Genomic DNA, 19987 nt, shown 5'->3' with positions numbered 1-19987 from the left:
AGAAGAGGCGTTCAGTTTATGCTGCGCAAACTCCCCGGCGACTACACCCGGGACATCGTCTCCACCGTCCCCGACTCACTCGTGTTCCGGCCCACGGTCGTCAACACCCCCGCCATCTTCACGATCCTCGCGATCGTGTTCCGCGCGGTCGCGGGGCTGTTCCGGATGGTGCGGCGTCACCCGATCGCCTGCCTGGCCGTCGTCGCCCCGCTGGCGCTGTGGGCGGTGTACGGCTGGCGGGTCGCCCTGGTAGCCGTCGTCACGACCTTCTCGACGCTGGCCGGGTGGCGGCTGGCCGAACCGGTCTCGTTCTCGGCCTGGGCAGGGCTTCGGCTGCGCGCGTGGTGGCGGTGGATGTGGATCTACCGGCGGCACTGGCAACCGGTCATGGTCGTCACCGGCCTGGCCAAGCACATCGGCGGACGCGAGTACCTGCCCCGGCTGCTCAAGGTCACCTGTACGCCGACCGCCGACGTGGTGACGGTCAAGATGCTCTCGGGGCAATCGGCTGCCGACTGGCAGGATCGGGCCGACAACCTCGCCCACGGGTTCGCCGGCCATGAATGCCGGATCGCCTCGGCCAAGCCCGGCCGTGTGGCCCTGGTCTTCCCCCGGCGTGACCTGCTGGCCTCGCCGATTCCCGCGCTGCCCATCACCGGGGATGTGCAGGTGTCGGCGGTCCCGGTGGGGCTGCGTGAGGACGGCTCTCCGTACCTGCTCAAGCTGCACGGCACTCACGTCCTGGTCGCCGGTGCCACCGGGGCGGGTAAGGGGTCGTGGCTGTGGTCGGCAATCCGCGGCTTACTCCCCGCACAGCGCGCCGGGCTGGTGGAGATCTGGGCGCTGGACCCCAAGCTGATGGAGTTGTCGTACGGGCGGGCCCTGTTTGGGGACCGGTACGCCGCCGACCCGGCCGACTGTGCCGACCTGCTCGAAGCGGCGGTCAAGGTGATGCAGGAGCGGGCGGGCCGGTTCGCCGGTGTCCAGCGCAACCATGTCGCCACCGTCGATGACCCGTTCGTCTTGGTCGTGGTGGATGAGGTGGCGTTCCTGACCGCCTACCAGACCGACCGCAAGCTCAAGGAACGCATTAGCTCGGCCCTGGCCACGCTCACCACGCAGGGGCGCGCGGTCGGGGTCGGTGTCCTGGCCGCGTTGCAGGACCCGCGCAAAGAGATCTTGTCCATCCGGAACCTGTTCCCCGACAAGATCGCCTTACGGCTGGACGAACCCTCACAGGTGGATCTCGTCCTCGGCGACGGCGCGCGGGACCGTGGCGCGCTGGCCGATCAGATCTCGGCCAACCCGGCCACCGGGGCCGGCGTCGGGTACGTGCGGCTGGAAGCCTCCCCCGAACCGGTCCGCATCCGCGCCGCGTACGTCTCCGACACCGACATCCGGGCCATGGTCGCCGAGTACGCCGGAGCGGGTGAGGCCCGGTGACCCACCCCGACGACCGTTCCCTTCCCCGGGCCGTGCGTGCGGCGATGCCGCTGGCCGTGGACGTGATCGAGGAGGCATGCAAGGCCAACGGGGTCTGTGTCCGTCCCGTGGTGCTCAAGCGTACCGACACCCTCACGGGCAGGGTCGAGTACGTCAATGTCCCGTGCGGCGCCACGCTGGCGGCCAAGTGTGAGCCGTGCGCGAACCGGGCCGTGCAGCTCCGCAAGGCCCAGTGCCGGGAGGGCTGGCATCTGGAGGCCGAACCTGTCGCCGCCCCCAACCCGCCGACCGACCGTCAACTCTGGCTCGTCGAAGAACGCGCAGACGTCCAAGCACTGCGCGAGCTGGCCGAACAGGACGGCGGTGACCTGGCCGTCTGGGATGAGGTCGTCACCACCCTGGATGATCAGCTCGCCGAGTCCGGCGTCCGGGGGCACGTCCTGCCGGGGGAGGGTAAGCCTCGCCGGTCGCGCTCGACTCGTCGCCGTCAGGACGCCCCGGATCTGCCCAAGCGGCAGCGCGAGAACCGCACCGTTGGCCGCACCTTCACCGCTCCGGACGGGCGCGTCTACCGGCCGTCGCTGTTCGTCACCCTGACCTGCGACAGCTACGGCAAGGTGCGTCAGGACGGCACCCCGGTCGACCCGGCGAGTTATGACTACGTGCGGGCGGCGCGGGATGCGATCCACTTTCCCAAGCTGGTGGATCGGTTCGTGCAGAACCTTCGCCGCGTGGCGGGGTATGACGTGCAGTACTTCGCCACCGTGGAGCCGCAAAAGCGGCTGGCTCCGCATCTGCACATGGCAGTGCGGGGCACCATGCCACGCGCTGAGGTCAAGGCCGTGGCCGCGGCCACCTATCACCAGGTGTGGTGGCCGTCGTGTGACGTGGTCCGCTTCGAGGGCGAACACCTGCCGGTCTGGGTCGGCGACGACGAACACGCCACCGATCGCGAGGACGGACAGGCCGGCGACTACCTCGACCCCGAAACCGGCGAAGTCCTGCCGACCTGGGAACAGGCACTCGACCAGCTCGACGCAGACCCCGACGCCGAACCCCTGCACGTGGTCCGGCTCGGGCCACAGGTCGACGTCCAGGGCGTCATGGCGGGCTCCCCCAAGGCGGACTCGGGGCTGTACTACCTCACCAAGTACCTCACCAAGTCACTCACCGACTGCCACGAACCGACCAGCGATGCCCAGCGGGCGCACGTGGAACGGCTCATGGCGGTCCTGCGCTACGAGCCATGCGCACCGACCTGCCCCAACTGGCTCCGCTACGGCGTACAGCCCAAGGGCGCCAAACCGGGGATGCGGCCCGGAGCCTGCCGGGGCAAGGCGCACAAGCCCGAACACCTCGGCTACGCCGGACGCCGGGTGCTGGTCTCGCGCAAGTGGTCCGGCAAGACCCTGTCCGAGCACAAGCAGGACCGCCGGGCCTGGGTGCTGGAACAACTCGGCGAACTCGGCCTTCCGGCAACCCACGACCAGAGCGACCCCCTCGACCCGCACCGCTACATCTGGCGCCCGGTCACCTCAGCCGATCGCGGCGTACCTCACCGCGCCAAACGACTGCTAGACGAACTCGCCAAACGCCACCAATGGCGCGCGGCACTCCAGCTAGCACAGGCCAGAGCGAACGGGCAGCCCATCGAAGATCTATCGGCAGATCAGGCCACAGGGAGAGCCGCATGACGAGAAAGAGCAGACAAGAGCCGGTGTCGCTCCTTCCGGAGTCCGCGCAAGGTCGGTTGCTCACAGTCGCACAGGCGGCGGAACGGCTGAACACCTCTGTGCGCTTCCCTCGCCGTCTGATCGAGGAGCGCCGAATCACCTTTGTTCACGTCGGGCGCAATGTCCGCATTCCGGAGGCGGCGCTCGAAGCATTCATAGCTGCTGGCGTGGTCGAACCGATCAGGACGCGGAAGCGGAGGGCTGCCTGATGGGCGGCAACAACAAGGGGCATCGTCGCCGGTTCGGGGCTGTGCGCAAGCTGCCGTCCGGACGCTTCCAGGCGCGCTACAAGGGCCCTGACGAGATCATGTATTCGGCTCCGGACACTTTCCCCAACAAGACGGACGCGGAAATCTGGCTGGCGCGCAAAGAGACCGAGATCGCTTCGGAGGACTGGACCGACCCGGACGCCGGGAAGGTGCACTTGCGCGACTACGCCGCTTCCTGGATGACGGAGAGGAAGCTCCGGCCCAAGACGGCTCAGCTCTATGAGGGCCTTCTACGGCTGCACATCAATCCGGCCCTCGGCGGTAAGCACCTGAGCGCAATCAGCTCGCGCGACGTTCGGCAATGGCACACCAGCCTTCTGAACGACGGTCCTGGGGCGTCCACCGTCGCCAAGGCGTACCGGCTCCTGCGCGCCATCCTCAACACGGCGGTAGAGGATGAGCTGATCAAGAAGAACCCGTGCCGGATCAAGAACGCCGGTGTCGAGCGTCCGGAGGAACGGCCGGTGTTGACCGTGCCGCAAGTCTTCGCGCTCGCCGGCGCGGTGCCTCCCCGATTTCGCGCTCTGGTGCTCCTCGCGACTTTCGGCAGTCTGCGATGGGGTGAACTGGCCGCGCTCCGGCGGGGGAATCTCGATCTCGACGCCCGGACGGTGAGGATCGACGCATCCGTGTCGGAGATGAAGACGGGGGAGTTGGTCACCGGGGCGCCGAAGTCGGATGCGGGCGTGCGGGTGGTCAACCTGCCGGAGATCATCATCGGTGATCTGTCGTGGCACCTCCAGCGGTTCAGCGAGCAGGGACATGACGGCCTGGCCTTCGTGGGGGAGCACGGCGCGCAGCTTCGGCGAAGCAACTTCACGAAGGTGTGGGCCAAGGCGATCACCAAGGCCGGGGTTCCGAAGATCCATATTCACGATCTGCGGCACACGGGCAACATGCTCGCTGCGACCACCGGCGCGACCCTCAAGGAACTGATGGCGCGCATGGGGCACTCCAGCACCAAGGCGGCGATGATCTACCTGCACGCGGTCCAGGAGCGTGACCGGGCCATCGCCGACGCGATGGGGGAGATCGTCAGGGAAGCGCTCAAGCCCAAGAATGAGGGCGACGATCCGCCGGTCGCGGGCACCAAGATCAACTGATCTGGCACGGAACTGGCACGCTGGTGAGAATCAGATCGGAAACGAAGAGGGCCCGGGTCGGGATCATGTCCTTGACCTGGGCCTTTGTTGTGGAGCGGGTGACGGGAATCGAACCCGCGCTGTCAGCTTGGGAAGCTGATGTTCTGCCATTGAACTACACCCGCGTCGGTCAGTGGCTGACGACGGAGACAACTCTAGCGGAACTTGGCGCGTGGCACCTCCCTGGGAGGGAGCCGAGTTGGGCCGTTGGGTCGGGTGAGGGGTTGGTAGGTTGCTGAGGTGCTGCTATCCGATGGTGACATCCGTGCTGAAATCGAGTCGGGCAGGGTCAAGATCGACCCTTTCGACGTGGAGATGATCCAGCCGTCCAGCGTCGACGTCCGGTTGGATCGGTACTTCCGGGTCTTCGAGAACCACCGTTACCCGCACATCGATCCGTCGATCGAGCAGCCGGAGCTGACGCGGATGGTGGTGCCGGACGGGGACGAGCCGTTCATCCTGCATCCGGGGGAGTTCGTGCTGGCGTCGACGTTCGAGGTGATCGGGCTGCCGGACGACATCGCCGGCCGGCTGGAGGGCAAGTCGAGCCTCGGCCGGCTGGGGTTGCTCACGCATTCGACGGCCGGGTTCATCGACCCGGGGTTCGAGGGGCACGTCACGCTGGAGCTCTCGAACGTCGCCACGCTGCCGATCAAGTTGTGGCCAGGGATGAAGATCGGGCAGTTGTGCATGTTCCGGCTGAGTTCTCCGGCGAAGCATCCGTATGGCAGCGCGCGGTACGGCTCGCGGTACCAGGGCCAGCGCGGCCCGACCCCCAGCCGCTCCTTCCTCAACTTCCACCGAACTCAGGTCTGAGGCTCGGGGTACCTTCCGGCGGGCTCGGGTCTGACGTTCGACGTATCTCCTTGAGGGCTGGGGGCGCCTTCTCGGGGTTGCCGCGGTTCTCGGCGCGGGGATTCGGTGCGCGGATGACGGATCTTCGGTGGGTGGACGGCCGTCGGCGTGTGTACGAGTGCGTCCCCGAGGCGCGCGGGACACGGGGGTCAGGGTGACCCCGGGGCGCACCGGCATCGCCGGGGTCGGTATTTTCGGTCAGGTCTTCCGGTGCCCAGGGGTGGGCGCCGAAAAGGGTGATGCGCATGGGACGCGCGTGGCGGGGGAGGTCTGACTATTAGCCGTGTTTTCGCCTGTGTCTTTGGGAGAATGGAGGGCAACGGCAGAGCGAAGGGAAGGTTACGGGAAGGGGCTGCGGAGGCGAACTTCGCATTTCAGCCGGTACCCCTTACTCTTCTCTGCGGACAGTCCCCGCACATCTGGAGAACGACGTGCGCCTGCGTCTCACCCCGCGTGAGGACAGCTACTACGACTTGTTCGCCGATTCGGCGAACAATCTCGTCACCGCATCCCGGCTACTGGTGGAGATCATCAGTGAGGGTTCGGACAGGGAGGCCCTGGCCGAAAAGATGCGCGCGTGCGAGCACGCCGGCGACGAGCGTACTCACGCGATCATGAACCGTCTCAACGAGAGCTTCATCACGCCCTTCGACCGCGAGGACATCTACCGTCTCGCCTCGAACCTCGACGACGTGATGGACTACATGGAGGCCGCCGCCGACCTGATCGGCCTCTACCAGATCGACCACCTCCCCAAGGAGGTCGTGCGCCAGGTCGAGGTGCTGGAACGTGCCGCCGAGCTGACCGCCGAGGCCATGCCGCGCCTGCGGTCGATGAACAACCTGAACGAGTACTGGATCGAGATCAACCGTCTGGAGAACCAGGCCGACCAGGTCTACCGCCGTCTGCTCGCCAAGTTGTTCAGCGGCGAGTACGACGCGCTCACGGTCATGAAGATGAAGGAGGTCATCGACCAGCTCGAGATGGCCGCGGACGCGTTCGAGCACGTCGCGAACACGATCGAGTCGATCGCGGTCAAGGAAAGCTGAGGTGGAGCTCGCACTTGTCGTCGGCGTGATCGTGATCGCCCTGGTGTTCGACTACACCAACGGCTTTCACGACGCCGCGAACGCGATCGCGACCTCGGTCTCGACCCGTGCCCTCACCCCCCGCTCCGCGTTGTTCATGGCCGCGGCGATGAACTTCGTCGGCGCGCACATCAGCACGGAGGTCGCGAGGACGGTCGGCACGGGCATCATCGAGCCCCCGAGCGGCACGCACGGGCTGGTGATCGTGGGGGCGGGCCTGATCGGCGCGATCGTGTGGAACCTCATCACCTGGTACTTCGGACTTCCGTCGTCGAGCAGCCATGGGCTGATCGGGGGGCTCGTCGGGTCCGCGCTGGCCGCGTCCAGCGGCATTCGCTGGGACGGCGTGGTGCAGAAGGTCGTCATCCCGATGGTCCTCTCGCCGGTCGTCGGCTTCCTGCTCGGCGCGATCATCATGATCGCCATTCTCTGGATCTTCCGCCGGGCCAACCCGCACCGCGCGGGCCGGGGGTTCCGGTACGCGCAGACGGTCTCCGCCGCGGCCATGGCGCTCGGTCACGGCCTGCAGGACGCGCAGAAGACGATGGGCGTGATCTTCCTGGCCCTCTACACCGGTGGGTACGTGGGGGCGAAGGATCCGATCCCGCAGTGGGTCATCCTGGCCGCGGCGGCGGCGATCTCGCTGGGTACGTACGCCGGCGGCTGGCGCATCATGCGGACGCTGGGCCGCCGCATCATCCACCTGTCCCCGGCACAGGGGTTCGCGGCCGAGACGGCGGCGTCCGTCGTGCTGTACACGATGGCCATCGCCGCCAAGGCGCCCATCTCGACCACCCACACCATCACCAGCGCGATCATGGGCGTCGGCGCGACCAAGCGCCTGTCGGCGGTGCGGTGGGGTGTGGCGGGCAGCATCGTCACGGCGTGGGTGCTGACCATCCCGGCGGCCGCGCTGGTCGCCGCGTTGTCCTATTACTTCCTCCACTGGGTCGTCGAGTAGGCCCGCGCCTCACAAGAGCCCGCCCCGGAGACCGGGCCGGCCGCCGAGCAGGACGGTGACCTGCTCGGGCAGCGCCTACGGGTGGCGGTACATGACGTCGACGGCGAAGCGCGTGAAGCCGAGGCGTTCGTACAGGCGGACGGCGGAGGGGTTGTCCTCGTCGACGTACAGAATGACCTGGGCGAGCCCCCGGGAGCGCAGGTGCTCCAGGCCGGCGATGGTGAGTGCCCGGCCGAGCCCGCCGCCCTGCTCGGACGGATCCACTCCGACGACGTACACCTCGCCGATCGGCTCGGCCTCCTCGTCGTGCACCTTGGTCCAGTGGAAGCCGGAGAGCCGGTCGTCGCGGACGGCGAGGATGAACCCGGCCGGGTCGAACCAGGGCTCGCGTTCGCGTACCAGCAGGTCGTCGGCGGTCCACGCGCCCTGCTCGGGGTGGTGGGCGAACGCGCGGGCGTTCACGGCGAGCCAGGCGTCCTCGTCGGCGCCGGGTTCGAACGCGCGCAGCCGTACCCCGTCGGGCAGGACGACGGGGGGAAGGGGGGCGGCGAGCGGGCGGCGCATCCGCCACAGGGAGCGGACGCGGGTGAATCCCGTGGCCGCGGCGAGGCGCACGGCCCCGGGGTGGTCGCCGTGCGCCCACAGGCGCAGCCGGCCGCCGCTCTCGGCGAGCGCGGACTCCAGCAGCAGGCGTCCGGCCCCGCGCCGCCGGTGGGCGGGGTGGACGACGAGTTCGCCGGCGGTGCCGTCGTCCGGGTCGGGCGGGTCGAGGTGGGCGAACCCCGCCAGCGCGTCGCCGTCGTAGGCGAGCAGCGCCCGGGATCCGGGGTCGCCTCCGTGGCGGAGCCGGAGCATGACGTGCTCGTTGAGCGGCTGCGCCGAGTCGGCCTCGGCGGCGGCGCCGACCAGGGCGATCACGTCGGTCACCTCTTGGTCGTGCAAGCGCTCCCGGATCTTCACCCGTACGGTCATGGTGGAAGCCTAATGTGGCAAAAGACGACATTAGATAGTGGGGTAAATCGTTACCTCCAGGTCGCTTTGTGCTGGGGTCGCATCTCTAACCTCGTTGGCTATGAGTGCACCTACCCTCGCCAAGGTCGGCCTGGCCTCGCTCGTCGTGGCCACCGGTCTGGCATTCGTGGCCGCCCCCGCGTCGGCTCATCCTAAGCCGCCGAAGCCGGCGGAGACCGTTCCCGTCCGGCTGATCTCCATCAACGACTTCCACGGCAACCTGGAGCCCCCGACCGGCTCCGGCGGGGCGATCGTCAACGAGAGCGGCGTGTCCGTTCCCGCGGGCGGCGCGGCCTACATGGCGACCCACCTCAAGTCGCTTGCCAACAAGAACACCGTCGTCGTCGGCGCGGGCGACCTCATCGGCGCCTCGCCGCTGATCTCCGCGGCGTACCACGACGAGCCGACCGTCGACCTGCTGGGCAAGCTCGGCCTGGACGTCTCCTCGGTGGGCAACCACGAGTTCGACGAGGGCCTCACCGAGCTCAAGCGTATCCAGAACGGCGGCTGCCACCCGACCGACGGCTGCTCCCCGGCGGGCAAGTGGCGGGGCTCCGACTACGAGTACGTCGGCGCGAACGTCGTGAAGGAGAAGAGCGGCCGGTACGCCCTTCCCCCGGTCGCCATCAAGAAGGTCAACGGCGTCAAGGTCGGCTTCATCGGCCTCGTCACCCAGACCACGCCGAACATCGTCACCGCCTCCGGCATCGCGGGCCTGAAGTTCGGCGAGGAGGTCGAGTCGGGCAACCGCGCGGCCCGGCTGCTGCGCAAGGCGGGCGTGAAGGCCATCGTGGCGCTCGTCCACGAGGGCGACAGCATCACCCCGAACCAGAGCCCGGACGCCTGCCCGGTCACCCCCGGCGCCGGCACCCGGATCGCCCAGGGCCTCAGCGCGGACGTCGACCTGGTCATCATGGGCCACTCCCACCAGGCCTACATCTGCAAGACCAAGGACCCGGCGGGCCAGGACCGCTACTACACCCAGGGGTCGTCGTTCGGCCGCGTGCTGACCACGATCGACTTCCAGGTGGACAAGAAGTCCGGCGAGGTCGTCCGTTCCTCGGTCACGCCGGACAACCACGTCGTCACCCGTGACGTCACCCCCGACGCCTTCACCACGCAGTACGTGCAGACGTGGAAGGACCGGGTCGCGGCCGTCGCCAACAAGCCGGTCGGCAGCGTCACCGCCGACCTCACCCGCAGCGCCGGCCCGTCGGGCGAGACCATCCTCGGTGACGTGATCGCCGACGCCCAGCTCGAGGCGACGAAGACCGGTGGCAACGCCGAGATCGCGCTGATGAACCCGGGCGGCGTGCGCGCCGACATCACCTACGCGCCGAGCGGGTCCGAGGGCGCCGGCGTCGTGACGTACGGCGAGGTGTTCACCGTGCAGCCGTTCAACAACCTCATGCAGGTCGTGACGCTGACGGGCGCCAAGCTGGACGCGCTGCTGGAGCAGCAGTGGCAGAACGGCGGCGCGATCACCCGCATCCTGCAGCCGTCCGCCTCGCTGACCTACACAGTGAACCTCTCGCAGCCGATCGGCTCGCGGATCTCGAACATCAAGATCAACGGGACGCCGGTCACGGACACGCAGAACATCCGTGTCGCCGCCAACAACTTCCTCATCGGAGGCGGCGACGGCTTCAGCGTGTTCAAGGACGGCACCGATCTGTGGAGCGGTCCGCTGGACATCGACGCGCTGGTCGCCTACTTCGGTGGCCACTCGCCGGTGGCCCCGCCGGCCCTCAACCGGATCACGCTCGCCGGCTAGCCGCGCGCGCCTGAACGACGGGGGCTCGCTCCACGCCCGAGCGGTGTGGGGCGGGCTCCCTGGCCGGTGCCTATGACCTTGCCTCCGGCGTGGCGGGTTCGGGGCTCTCCTTTGGGCCCGAACAGTGCCTATGGCCGCGCCTCCGGCACGGCGGTTCGGGGCGCACTTCAGGCGGCGAGAACACCGCCGCGCCCCGAACAGGTCAGTGGTGGGCGGGCGCCGGCTCGCGGTCGTCGAGCTGCTCGCCGCCGCGGTCGGGGACGAAGCGGTATCCGACGTTGCGGACGGTGCCGATCAGCGACTCGTACTCGGCGCCGAGCTTGGCGCGAAGCCGTCGCACGTGGACGTCGACCGTGCGCGTGCCGCCGAAGTAGTCGTAGCCCCAGACCTCCTGCAGCAGCTGGGCGCGGGTGAAGACCCGGCCGGGGTGCTGCGCGAGGTACTTGAGGAGCTCGAACTCCTTGAACGTGAGGTCCAGGGCGCGGTTGCGCAGGCGCGCGGTGTAGGTGGCCTCGTCGATCGACAGGTCGCCGCTGCGGATCTCGTCCGGCACCTCTTCGGTGGCGGCGATCGAGAGCCTGCCGACGGCCAGCCGGAGCCGGGCCTCGACCTCCGCGGGACCCGCCGTGTCGAGCAGGACGTCGTCGGCCCCCCACTCGGCGGTCATCGCGGCCAGTCCGCCCTCGGTGACGATCACCATCAGCGGGCAGTCGACGCCGGTCGTGCGCAGGAGGCGGCAGAGGCTCTTCGCGTGGACGAGCTCCCTGCGCGCGTCGACCAGCACGGCGTCCGCCGGCGGGGCGTCGATGAGCGCGGAGGCCTCCGCGGGCGCGACGCGTACGGAGTGGAGCAGCAGTCCGAGGGCGGGCAGAACCTCCGCCGAGGGTTCCAGAGCGTTGGTGAGCAAGAGCAGGTTACTCACAGCACCTCCTAGTCCCGAGGCTGATCAGGGGGTGAGAGCGGCACGGCGACATAGTGGCGGCAGAGCTTCGCTCACTCACCGCATCGGCCTCCTCCCCGCGTTGTAACGGTGCTAGCCGTACAAACACGTAAAGGACCCGGGGGCTACGTCGCCCAGGTCCCGTCAGTACGTGAGGATAGCCCACAGGAATCCGGCGTCCATAGCGGAGTCCGCAGGGTGAACAGTCCATCACGTGGGAAATGGCCGTAACCGTTCCCTCGCGGTGGGTGATGGGCGCCCGTGCGGTACTCATGGGTAACACGGGAGGTGCCTGGTGGCAAGGGGAATCGTGCGCTACTGGGCGGCGGCCAGGGCGGCCGCTGGGGTCGACGAGGAATCGTTCGAGGCGAATACTCTTGGGGAGCTCGTGGCGAAAATCACGCAGAAACATGGCAAATCCGACTTGCCGAGGGTTCTCGGGCGATCGTCGTTCCTCGTTGACGGCCATCCGGCGGGCACCCGCGACCCGAGCACGGTCGAGTTGCCCGAGGGGGCCACGGTGGAGGTCCTGCCGCCCTTCGCCGGCGGCTGACGCCCGAACGTGGACGTGGGGTCGCGGCGCATGGCGTACGGCCGGGGGCCAATGGTGTGCGGTCGGGGCGAATACCGCCGAGCCTGCGTTTTGCGGTGATAACGCGGGGGAGTAGGTCGGCGCGGTTAGTCTGGATCACAGGCGGACCCCCGGAGGAGTCGGATGCGCAAGCTCGTCGTGTTCCTCGTCCTGCTCGGAATCCTCCTGGCCGTCCTGGACCGCGTCGCCGTGGCGGGGGTCGAGAAAGAGGTCGCCCGCCAGGTCGCCGCGCGGTACGACCTGTCCTCGCCGCCCACCGTCACGGTCGAGGGCATCCCGTTCCTGACCCAGGCCGTCTCCGGGCGGTACGAGGAGATCCAGGTGCACATCGGGAAGATGACGACGCCCGACGGTGTCAAGCTCTCCCGCATCGACGCCGTCCTGCACGGGGTGAACGCCCCGCTCATGGACCTGATTCAGAACTCCGCGACCGCGGACATCCGCGCCGACAAGGTGACGGGCACCATCGTGATCTCCCGCGAGACCCTGGACGCGCGGGTGCCGCGCGGGCTGAAGCTGCACGGCAACGGTGACAACTCGCTGACGGTCAGCGGCAACGTCACGGTCGCGGGCATCTCCGTCCCGGTCTCGGCGCGGCTGAAGATCCAGATCGTCCCCGGCGGCGTGCGGCTCACCCCGTCCGACGTCAACGGCATCCAGGTGCCCGACGCCGCCAAGGTGCTGGGTTTCACCGTCCCGATCAAGGATCTGCCGCTGAACCTGCACATCCAGAGCGTCCGGACCACGGCCGAGGGCCTGCAGGTCCAAGGGCTCGGCAGGGATGTGCCCCTGCGTGCCTGAACCGGAACGCGCGGCCGTACGTCTTGAGGATGTGAGTCCCGCCGGAACCGCCGACGAGCAGTTGATCCGCAGCCTTTTCGACGAGCACGCGGGGTCACTCTATGGGTACGTGTTGCGATTGACGGGCGATCCGGGCAAGGCGGAGGACGTGGTACAGGAGACGCTTTTGCGGGCGTGGAAGCATCCTGACGTGCTGGCCGACCGGCCCATACGCGCGTGGTTGTTCACGGTGGCCCGCAATCTCGTCGTCGATCACCACCGCGCCCGCAAGTCCCGCCCGCAGGAGACCTCGGACGAGGCCCTCGCCGTGCTGCCCGCCGAGGACGAACTGGAGCGCGCCGTGGAGTCCTGGGGCGTCGCCGACGCCATCGCGGCCCTGCGTCCGGAGCATCGCGCGGTGCTGATGGAGACGTACTACCGGGGCAGGTCGGTCAAGGAGGCCGCCGAGGTGCTGGGCATCCCGCCCGGCACGGTCAAGTCGCGCACGTACTACGCGCTTCGCGCGCTGAAGCTGGCGCTGGAGGAGCGGGGACTGGCGCCATGAGCAGTGGTTGTGAGGACGTACGGATGTCGCTCGGGGCGCACATGCTGGGAGCCCTAGACGCGGACGAGGCAGCCCGGGTCGAGGCCCATATGGAGACATGTCCGGAATGTCGGGCAGAGTTCGAGGAGCTCAGCGGGCTGAGCGCGCTGCTCTCGCGCGTCTCGGAGGAGGACGTCGAGCAGGTCGCCAGCCCGCCCACGGCCGTGCTGGACCGCCTGATCGCCGCCTCCGCCCGGCGCCGCCGGGTCAACCGGCTCCTCATGGGCCTCGCGGCCACGGTCGGCGCGATCGTGGTGGGCGGCGCGGCGTGGATGGCCGTGCAGGACAACGCCGGGCCGGGGAACACCGCCGTGGCGGGGGCCCCGGCGGCCGGAACGGCCAGTAGTACCGCGCCCGACGCGTCGCGGTTCGCCAAGGACACCGCGGGTTCCGCCGGGCGGAACAGCGAGCCGCTCCCCACGGTCGGTCCCTCGGCCGCCGACTCGGCCACGTCGCCGGAGATCATGCTGGCGCCCCCGACGCCCAAGCCGCTCATCGGCACGAACGCGGGCGTCGAAGCGCGGATCACGCCGGTCCAGAGCGGCGAGGGCACCAGTCTGAACATCAGCATCTCCGGGCTCAGCCAGGGCACCCCGTGCCGGGTCATCGCGGTCGACCTCGACGGCGCGGAGTCCGGAGCCGGGAGCTGGACGATCGACGCCGCGGACTACCCCCGCGGCGGATCCGCCACCTTCACCTTCACCGGGCACACCGACCTCAGCATGGACCGCATCAGCAGGTTCGACTTCCGTACCTCGACGGGCCGCCTGCTCGTGTCGGTCCGCAACCGTTAGCCGGACGTCACCACGTCCTGCCGGGCGCGGCGGGAATGGCACGGGCGGGGCGCGTGTTGTGGGTGGCGATGACAGGACTGGTGGTGCTGTGCGCCACGCTCGCCGCGGGCCTCCTCGCCGGGGTGGTGATGAAGGCCCGCGGCGGGCGCGTGCGCGACGCGACGAAGAAGAGGAGGGGCATGGACGACACCTCCGTCATGGCGGCCGGCGATCTCGGCCACGACCTCGGCGCGCGCGCCACGCTCGTCCAGTTCTCCACCGCTTTCTGCCAGCCCTGCCGGGCGACCCGTCGCATCCTGTCGGAGGTGTCCGGCATGGTGGACGGGGTGCGGCACGTCGAGATCGACGCCGAGTCCCGGCTCGACCTGGTGCGCCGCTTCGACGTCATGCGCACGCCGACCGTCCTGGTCCTCGACCGCGACGGCCGGGTGGTCAAGAAGGCCTCCGGCCAGCCCCGCAAGGCGGATGTGATCGCCGCGCTGGGTTTCATGACATCTCATGAAACGGACGGGACGTGACAGATGGCAAGACGGCGGGTACTGTCGTGGGCATGACATCCTCGACAGAGCTGCTGACCAAGCGGCGCGCGGTTGATTTCTGCCGCGTAGCCACCGCGCTCTGTCGTATGGCCTGAGGGCGATCTCGCGGCCCATCCCGCCGCACCGATCTGAATAGTGCCCGATCACGCGTTTCCGGCACGAACCTTCAGGAGCTCCTCGCCATGCAGCAGGTAGATCCAAGAAGCACGCGGTTCGCCGCGGCCGTCACGACGCTCATCCTGGCGCTGGTCCTGCTCACGGGCAACGTCTGGGTGCTGCTCGCCCAGGCGGTGGTCTTCGCCCTGGGACTGGCCGGTGCCCCGCCATACGGGTTGCTTTTCAGACGGTTCGTGCGGCCGAGGCTCGGCCCGCCGGCAGAGATGGAAGACGCCGCCCCGCTCCGCTTCGCGCAGGGTGTGGGCCTGATCTTCGCTCTCGCCGGAGTGCTCGGCTTCGCCGCACAGATCACACCGCTCGCGCTCGGCGCGACCGCCGCGGCCTTGCTGGCCGCCTTCCTGAACGCCGCCTTCGGCTACTGCCTGGGCTGCGAAATGTACTTGATCATCCGCCGTCTAATGCCCGCCGCAACCCGATAACGGGAGGTTCCCTAATGAGCCGCTCCGCCGTACTGGTGGACGCCGACTGGGTCGAGGCCAACCTCGACACCCCTGGTGTCGTGCTCGTCGAAGTCGACGAGGACGCCAGCGCCTATGACAAGGGCCACATCCGTGGCGCCGTGAAGATCGACTGGAAGAAGGATCTGCAGGACCCGGTCCGCCGCGACTTCGTGGACCGTGAGGGCTTCCAGGCCCTTCTCTCGGCTCGGGGCATCGGCAACGACGACACCGTGGTCCTCTACGGTGGCAACAACAACTGGTTCGCCGCCTACGCGTACTGGTACTTCAAGCTCTACGGCCACGAGAACGTCCGCCTGCTCGACGGCGGCCGCAAGAAGTGGGAGCTGGACTCCCGCGAGCTGGCCACCGAGGTGCCGTCTCGTCCCGAGACGCAGTACGTCGCCAAGGACCAGGACCACTCGCTGCGCGCCTTCCGCGACGACGTCGTGGCCGCGATCGGCAAGCTGAACCTGGTCGACGTCCGCTCGCCGGACGAGTTCACCGGCAAGCTCCTCGCCCCGGCCCACCTTCCGCAGGAGGCCGCGCAGCGTGGCGGGCACATCCCCACCGCGCGCAACATCCCGTGGTCCAAGGCCGCCAACGACGACGGAACGTTCCGGTCGGACGACGAGCTCCGCACGCTGTACGGCGAGGCCGGCGTCGACTTCGGCAAGGACACCATCGCCTACTGCCGCATCGGTGAGCGTTCCGCGCACACCTGGTTCGTCCTGCACGAGATCCTCGGCCAGGCGAACGTCAAGAACTACGACGGCTCGTGGACCGAATACGGCTCGCTCGTGGGCGTGCCGATCGAGCTGGGGGAGGCCCGCTGATGACCACCATCCAGGGATGCGCCGCGCCGGAGCAGACCATCGCGCTGCCCGCGGGGATCGACCTGGCGAGCCAGGCCGTGATCCAGGGCGTCGTGACCGGCGCCGGCACCGCCTACGCTCGCCTGCTGGACCACTCCGGTGAGTTCACCGGTGAGGTCGTGGTGTCCGACGAGGGCATCTTCCGCTTCTTCGCCGCTCCCGGCTCCTGGACCGTCCGCATCATCGCGGGCGGCGGCTTCACCAAGGACATCCCGGTGGAGGCCCGCCTCGGCGAGGTCTCCCAGCTCCAGGTCGCCGTCTGACCCGCTGAACCCAACGAAAAGGCCGGTGTCCCCGCGTGGGGGACGCCGGCCTTTCGCGTGTCGGGTGGCGTGGAGGAGCGCCGGCCCCGCCCGGCCGTCCGGGAAACGCGGCCGCCGGACGTCCGTTTCAACGCCCTTGAAATAGGCCCGCGCTTCGCCTGATGCTGCTGCGGGTTCCGGGAGGCCGTCGATAGGATGCACCGGATGTCCGAATCCCTCCGTACGCAGAGCACCCCCGGCACCCCACGGGTCCCTTACGCACCGTCCGTATGGTCGCTGCCCTGGCAGACGCTGCGGCTGGCCGGGCGCTGTGCCCTGCCGCTGGTGATGTGGTACTCGGCGGGGCAGCTCGTACGGTTCGGCCTGCTCGTCGGCGGCACCGAGATCTCGCACGGCTCCATGCCCGACCTGCGGCTGGCGCTGACGATGCTGATCTTCATCATCATGGTCCTGGCCGGCCTGATCGTCAGCGCGGGCATGTTCTCCGCTCTGCGCGGCTCTCTGTGGGAGATGCGGGCCAGGCGCGCGGACGGCGACGAGCCGGAGCGCTTCGTCGACGGCATCGGGCGGGTCATCATCCCGTTCGTCGTCCTCTACCTGAGCTGGGGCTGGTACTCCGAGGACGTGCGCGACTTCCTGAACACCGACATAGCGCGGCAGAGCACGGAGTACGGCAAGCTGGGCGCCTGGGGAGACTTCGGGACGGGACAGGGCCACGGCACGGCCGAGGGGCTCACCTCGCTCAACTTCACCGCCACGTTCGCCATCATGATCGTGGCCTTCGTCGGGCGCTACTTCCTGACCATCTGGTACGAGCGCAACCGGAGCCGCGTCGCCGCCCTTTCCGTCGCCTTCTGCGAGCTCTCCTTCTTCTACTACGGCGTGCAGGTCGTCGCCTCGCGCGGCGACTGGGTGAGCGGCCGGGCCGCCTTCGGCTGGTGGCAGGACTGGCTCACGACCATGGAACTGCACGTCCCCGGATGGGAGACGTTCTGGGGGCTGGTCGGCGAGGTGCGGCCGTACGTCTGGGACGCGCTCGTGCTGCCCGCCGCCTGGCTGACCGTCGCCATCCTCATGTACGGCGCCTACGCCGAGGACGCCGGCACCGTGATCAGGGGCACCCGGCTGGAGGACCCCGCGGCGCAGGCCGGGCAGAGGATCACCGCGCGCACCCACTCCCTCACCCGCCGGACGCTCGGCCGGTTCTTCGGCCGCTGGGGGCACTGGGTGCCGATCGCGCACACTCTGCGTCTCACCGTCCGGGGTGGCGCGCCCCTGTTCGGGCTGTTCGCGCTGTGCTTCGCAGCCCTGCACGTCGGCGAGGGGTACGCGCGGCGGGGGCTGCACTACCTGGTGGGGAACGACCATCCCTACCTGTACTGGGAGGTGTTGAACGTCCCCCTCGGCTTCGCCGTCGACCTGGTCGTGGCGGTGCTGACGACCTGCCTGCTGGCGGCGACGTTCGACATCGCCGCCGGAGCCGAACGCAGGCGCAGGGCCGCCGAGGCCGGGGCGGTCAGCGGGCGAAGCGCAGAGACGGCCCGGACTGGTTCTTCCCCGCGTACTCGTTCTGCCACATCACCAGCTCCACTTGTTCCTCCACTTCCTTCGGGACCGCGCTCATCAAGGTGAAGCGGCCGGTCTTCCCGGCGCCCAGGTCCTCGGGGGTCTTGGCCGCCAGCGCCAGCCAGAGGCGGCCCGCCTTGTCGCTCAGGTAGAAGCCCGGCTGCGTGGTCGACAGGTACTTGGCGTCGGCGTTCAGGCCGGTGGCCTCCACCTCGATCTGCATCATCTCCCGGTCGGGCGTCTCCGGGGTCTGGTACTGCGACGGAGCGACCGCGACGCCGACCAGCCGCCACGTGGCGTCCGCGAGAGGCGCCGACTGCCCCTGGGCGACGTGGCGCACGGTGGGCGGGGGGTTGTTCTGCTCGTACCGGCTGCTGGAGTCGTACCAGGTCACGCCCAGGTAGGCCGAGGTGAGGATCAGGGCGCCGCAGAACTGCAGGCCGATCTTCACCGGCCTGGACATCGGCCGCCTGCGCCGGTGGGAGGGGGCGGCGGGCTCCGGCGCGGGGGCCGGGGGCTCAGGGGCGGGCGCCGGGGGCGTGACGGGAGCGGACGGAGGGGCGGGGGGCGGCCACGCCTGCGGCTGGTAGGTGGGCCTGGCGCCGATGACGGGAATCGGCACGGTGGAACTGCCCGGCGGCTCGTGCGGCGGGGGAGGGGGAGGCCAGACCCGCGCGTCGGGCCGGGGCACGCGCCTGGACGGGGCGAACCACGAGGGCTCGCCGGCGGCGGGGTGCCGCCACACGCCGGTGTCGTCGGGGTTCTGCTCGGTCATCAGCCGGTCACCTCGTAGACGTCCTTGGCGGCGCTGATCATCCGCCCTGCCTCGGCCGCGTCCAGCCCGAGGTCGGCGGACACCTCGGAGACCCAGTCGTCGCCGAAGAGTGTCTGCGGCTCCCTGACGACGACGCGCGCGCCCGCGACCCGCTCCTTCGGCACGTCGAAGAAGTAGAGGCCCGACCGCCACCAGCCCGGCTGCACCCACTTGTCGGAGAAGGTCGCGCCCGGGGGGACGCGGTCCGTCGGGTCGAACCGCAGGCCGTCGGCGGTGAGCAGGTACGCGGCGAGCTGGACGGGCCGGCGGGGCGCGGTGGCGCCGACCTTGACGATCATGAAGATCCGATCCGTCGTGGCCTCGTCGGTGGCGTAGGTCTTCTTGATCCGTATCGTCCTGGCGAACTCCACCCGTTCCAGCCGGGCCGAGAACGTGTCGGTGACGAGTTCGTCGTGCATGCCGCCGGAGACCGTCAGCGGCGCCCTGAGCCGGTCGGCGTCGAGCACGAACGTCTGCACGTACACGGCGCCGCACACCAGGGCCAGGCCGAGGACGGCGGCGAGCAGCCTGCGCCACAGGGGCACGCGGCGGCGACGCGGTGGCGCGGGCGCCGGACGGGAGGGAGCGTCCGGGACCAGTCCGGGCGAGGTGACCATCACGCGCCCTCCACCCTGACGGGCATGGTGATCTTCGCGCCCACGACCGGGACCGGGACGCTGCTCTCTTTCCTGCCCCTCTTCCGGGCTTGGGCGGTCGGGGGCTCCAGCTCCGAGACCGGCGTCCACTCATGCGTCTTGGAAAAGAAGCTTTCGTACCACTTGTAGGTGCCCGCATCGATCTGCACCGTCTTGGGGGGCGGCGCGGCGTCGGGCAGCTCGAAGGACATCACGACCGTCTCGGGCACGTCCGGGTGGAGCTGGTAGTAGGTCTTGTCCCCGGCGATCACCACGACGCGGGGGCCGAGGTCGCTCGGGTCGGAGGCGGGCATGATGGTCTTCCCGTCGGCCCGTACCGCGATCAGCGCGGTGGTCATCCCCTGGGCCTGTATGGTGCTCTTCGACTGGTTGGTGACCTTCAGGACGAGTTGCAGGTAGCGCTTGTCGGGGACGCCGAGCCCGATCCGGCCAGGGCGGACGACCGCGTCCTCGAAGACCGTCTTCATCTTGCCCTGGTCGAACGTCGCGCCCTTGCCGAGTTGCTCGGCCTTGGGCTCGGGCGCGTCCTCCAGCCCGCCGAAGGCCGCGCTGACCCCTATGGCCGCCGCCGCCAGGACGGCCAGGACGGGGACGAGGATCGGCCGTCTGCGCGGGGCGTCGGGAGGGGCGGCGGACGTCATGGGACAGGATGGTAGCCGCTGCTTCTTCCCCTT

Annotated in this window: 23 protein-coding genes and 1 tRNA gene; 18 read left to right on the top strand and 6 right to left on the bottom strand. The window is 69.3% G+C overall.

The annotated features are described in order from the left end of the window. Window positions 1-18 precede the first annotated feature (18 nt). Genes AB0H21_RS35905 through AB0H21_RS35890 form a run of 4 tightly spaced genes read left to right on the top strand, consistent with a single transcriptional unit; the run spans window position 19 to window position 4548 of the window. A complete protein-coding gene (locus AB0H21_RS35905) occupies window positions 19-1443 on the top strand; it encodes an FtsK/SpoIIIE domain-containing protein (RefSeq protein WP_358525797.1) in 1425 nt (474 codons plus the stop codon). 44 nt (window positions 1444-1487) lie between these two features. Continuing rightward, on the top strand, window positions 1488-3137 hold the full coding sequence (locus AB0H21_RS35900; protein ID WP_358525840.1) for a replication initiator: 1650 nt from the start codon (window positions 1488-1490) through the stop codon (window positions 3135-3137). Then, window positions 3134-3385, top strand: coding sequence for an excisionase family DNA-binding protein (locus AB0H21_RS35895; RefSeq protein ID WP_358525795.1), 252 nt, complete (start codon window positions 3134-3136; stop codon window positions 3383-3385). The genes AB0H21_RS35900 and AB0H21_RS35895 overlap by 4 nt, the downstream gene beginning before the upstream one ends. After that, window positions 3385-4548, top strand: a complete 1164-nt coding sequence (locus tag AB0H21_RS35890) for a tyrosine-type recombinase/integrase (RefSeq protein WP_358525794.1) — start codon at window positions 3385-3387, stop codon at window positions 4546-4548. The genes AB0H21_RS35895 and AB0H21_RS35890 overlap by 1 nt, the downstream gene beginning before the upstream one ends. Window positions 4549-4638: 90 nt before the next feature. Here AB0H21_RS35890 and AB0H21_RS35885 read toward each other — a convergent pair. Further along, window positions 4639-4712, bottom strand: a tRNA-Gly gene (locus AB0H21_RS35885). A 115-nt stretch (window positions 4713-4827) separates the two neighbouring features. Here AB0H21_RS35885 and dcd point away from each other — a divergent pair. The 3 genes from dcd (at window position 4828) to AB0H21_RS35870 (ending at window position 7491) form a co-directional block, all read left to right on the top strand. Continuing rightward, a complete protein-coding gene (gene dcd / locus AB0H21_RS35880) occupies window positions 4828-5403 on the top strand; it encodes a dCTP deaminase (RefSeq protein ID WP_358525792.1) in 576 nt (191 codons plus the stop codon). A gap of 470 nt (window positions 5404-5873) precedes the next feature. Then, window positions 5874-6491: a DUF47 family protein gene (locus AB0H21_RS35875; protein WP_114028298.1), complete on the top strand. Its 618-nt coding sequence runs from the start codon at window positions 5874-5876 to the stop codon at window positions 6489-6491. A 1-nt stretch (window position 6492) separates the two neighbouring features. Further along, the gene (locus AB0H21_RS35870; protein ID WP_358525791.1) at window positions 6493-7491 is read left to right on the top strand and encodes an inorganic phosphate transporter; all 999 of its coding nucleotides are present in this window, start codon (window positions 6493-6495) and stop codon (window positions 7489-7491) included. Between the two features lie 75 nt (window positions 7492-7566). Here AB0H21_RS35870 and mshD read toward each other — a convergent pair whose 3' ends face one another. Next, window positions 7567-8463 carry a mycothiol synthase gene (mshD, locus tag AB0H21_RS35865; RefSeq protein WP_358525789.1) on the bottom strand — a complete coding sequence of 299 codons (897 nt, stop codon included), beginning with the start codon at window positions 8461-8463 and terminating at the stop codon, window positions 7567-7569. A gap of 100 nt (window positions 8464-8563) precedes the next feature. On the opposite strand from mshD, the gene AB0H21_RS35860 reads away from it, so the two are divergent. Continuing rightward, complete coding sequence (locus tag AB0H21_RS35860) at window positions 8564-10276, top strand: bifunctional metallophosphatase/5'-nucleotidase (RefSeq protein WP_358525787.1); 1713 nt, start codon at window positions 8564-8566, stop codon at window positions 10274-10276. Between the two features lie 202 nt (window positions 10277-10478). On the opposite strand, the gene AB0H21_RS35855 is transcribed toward AB0H21_RS35860, so the two are convergent. After that, a complete protein-coding gene (locus tag AB0H21_RS35855) occupies window positions 10479-11198 on the bottom strand; it encodes a response regulator transcription factor (RefSeq protein ID WP_358525785.1) in 720 nt (239 codons plus the stop codon). Between the two features lie 328 nt (window positions 11199-11526). Between AB0H21_RS35855 and AB0H21_RS35850 the strand changes: the two genes are divergently transcribed. The 10 genes from AB0H21_RS35850 to AB0H21_RS35805 all read left to right on the top strand — a co-directional run bounded on the left by AB0H21_RS35850 (window position 11527) and on the right by AB0H21_RS35805 (window position 17909). Further along, entirely contained in the window at window positions 11527-11769 is a 243-nt protein-coding gene (locus AB0H21_RS35850) for a MoaD/ThiS family protein (protein ID WP_358525784.1), read from the top strand. A 162-nt stretch (window positions 11770-11931) separates the two neighbouring features. Further along, entirely contained in the window at window positions 11932-12609 is a 678-nt protein-coding gene (locus AB0H21_RS35845) for a DUF2993 domain-containing protein (protein WP_358525782.1), read from the top strand. A 31-nt stretch (window positions 12610-12640) separates the two neighbouring features. Continuing rightward, on the top strand, window positions 12641-13153 hold the full coding sequence (locus AB0H21_RS35840) for a sigma-70 family RNA polymerase sigma factor (RefSeq protein WP_358525838.1): 513 nt from the start codon (window positions 12641-12643) through the stop codon (window positions 13151-13153). Then, window positions 13150-13986: an anti-sigma factor gene (locus tag AB0H21_RS35835; RefSeq protein WP_358525781.1), complete on the top strand. Its 837-nt coding sequence runs from the start codon at window positions 13150-13152 to the stop codon at window positions 13984-13986. Before AB0H21_RS35840 ends, AB0H21_RS35835 begins: the two co-directional genes overlap by 4 nt. A gap of 68 nt (window positions 13987-14054) precedes the next feature. Then, on the top strand, window positions 14055-14504 hold the full coding sequence (locus AB0H21_RS35830; protein ID WP_358525779.1) for a thioredoxin family protein: 450 nt from the start codon (window positions 14055-14057) through the stop codon (window positions 14502-14504). A 32-nt stretch (window positions 14505-14536) separates the two neighbouring features. Further along, the gene (locus AB0H21_RS35825; protein ID WP_358525836.1) at window positions 14537-14620 is read left to right on the top strand and encodes a putative leader peptide; all 84 of its coding nucleotides are present in this window, start codon (window positions 14537-14539) and stop codon (window positions 14618-14620) included. A gap of 87 nt (window positions 14621-14707) precedes the next feature. Next, window positions 14708-15121, top strand: coding sequence for a DUF4395 domain-containing protein (locus AB0H21_RS35820; protein ID WP_358525777.1), 414 nt, complete (start codon window positions 14708-14710; stop codon window positions 15119-15121). A gap of 14 nt (window positions 15122-15135) precedes the next feature. Continuing rightward, window positions 15136-15975 carry a sulfurtransferase gene (locus AB0H21_RS35815; RefSeq protein ID WP_358525776.1) on the top strand — a complete coding sequence of 280 codons (840 nt, stop codon included), beginning with the start codon at window positions 15136-15138 and terminating at the stop codon, window positions 15973-15975. Next, window positions 15975-16277, top strand: a complete 303-nt coding sequence (locus AB0H21_RS35810) for a DUF1416 domain-containing protein (RefSeq protein WP_358525775.1) — start codon at window positions 15975-15977, stop codon at window positions 16275-16277. The genes AB0H21_RS35815 and AB0H21_RS35810 overlap by 1 nt, the downstream gene beginning before the upstream one ends. Before the next feature lie 204 nt (window positions 16278-16481). Next, window positions 16482-17909 carry a hypothetical protein gene (locus tag AB0H21_RS35805; RefSeq protein ID WP_358525773.1) on the top strand — a complete coding sequence of 476 codons (1428 nt, stop codon included), beginning with the start codon at window positions 16482-16484 and terminating at the stop codon, window positions 17907-17909. Here the strand turns inward: AB0H21_RS35805 and AB0H21_RS35800 are convergent. From AB0H21_RS35800 to AB0H21_RS35790, 3 genes are read right to left on the bottom strand one after another with little or no spacing between them, the layout of a single operon-like run. Further along, a complete protein-coding gene (locus tag AB0H21_RS35800; RefSeq protein ID WP_358525772.1) occupies window positions 17794-18618 on the bottom strand; it encodes a hypothetical protein in 825 nt (274 codons plus the stop codon). The genes AB0H21_RS35805 and AB0H21_RS35800 overlap by 116 nt on opposite strands. Beyond that, window positions 18618-19277 carry a hypothetical protein gene (locus tag AB0H21_RS35795; protein ID WP_358525770.1) on the bottom strand — a complete coding sequence of 220 codons (660 nt, stop codon included), beginning with the start codon at window positions 19275-19277 and terminating at the stop codon, window positions 18618-18620. The genes AB0H21_RS35800 and AB0H21_RS35795 overlap by 1 nt, the downstream gene beginning before the upstream one ends. Next, entirely contained in the window at window positions 19274-19954 is a 681-nt protein-coding gene (locus AB0H21_RS35790) for a hypothetical protein (protein WP_358525768.1), read from the bottom strand. Before AB0H21_RS35790 ends, AB0H21_RS35795 begins: the two co-directional genes overlap by 4 nt. Between the last annotated feature and the right edge of the window lie 33 nt (window positions 19955-19987).

It is taken from the genome of Sphaerisporangium sp. NPDC051011 (assembly GCF_040653595.1).
In the GTDB taxonomy this organism is placed as follows: Bacteria; Actinomycetota; Actinomycetes; order Streptosporangiales; family Streptosporangiaceae; genus Sphaerisporangium.
The sequence above is the reverse complement of the archived record's forward strand: the minus strand, read 5'-3'. Positions and strand labels throughout refer to the sequence as shown.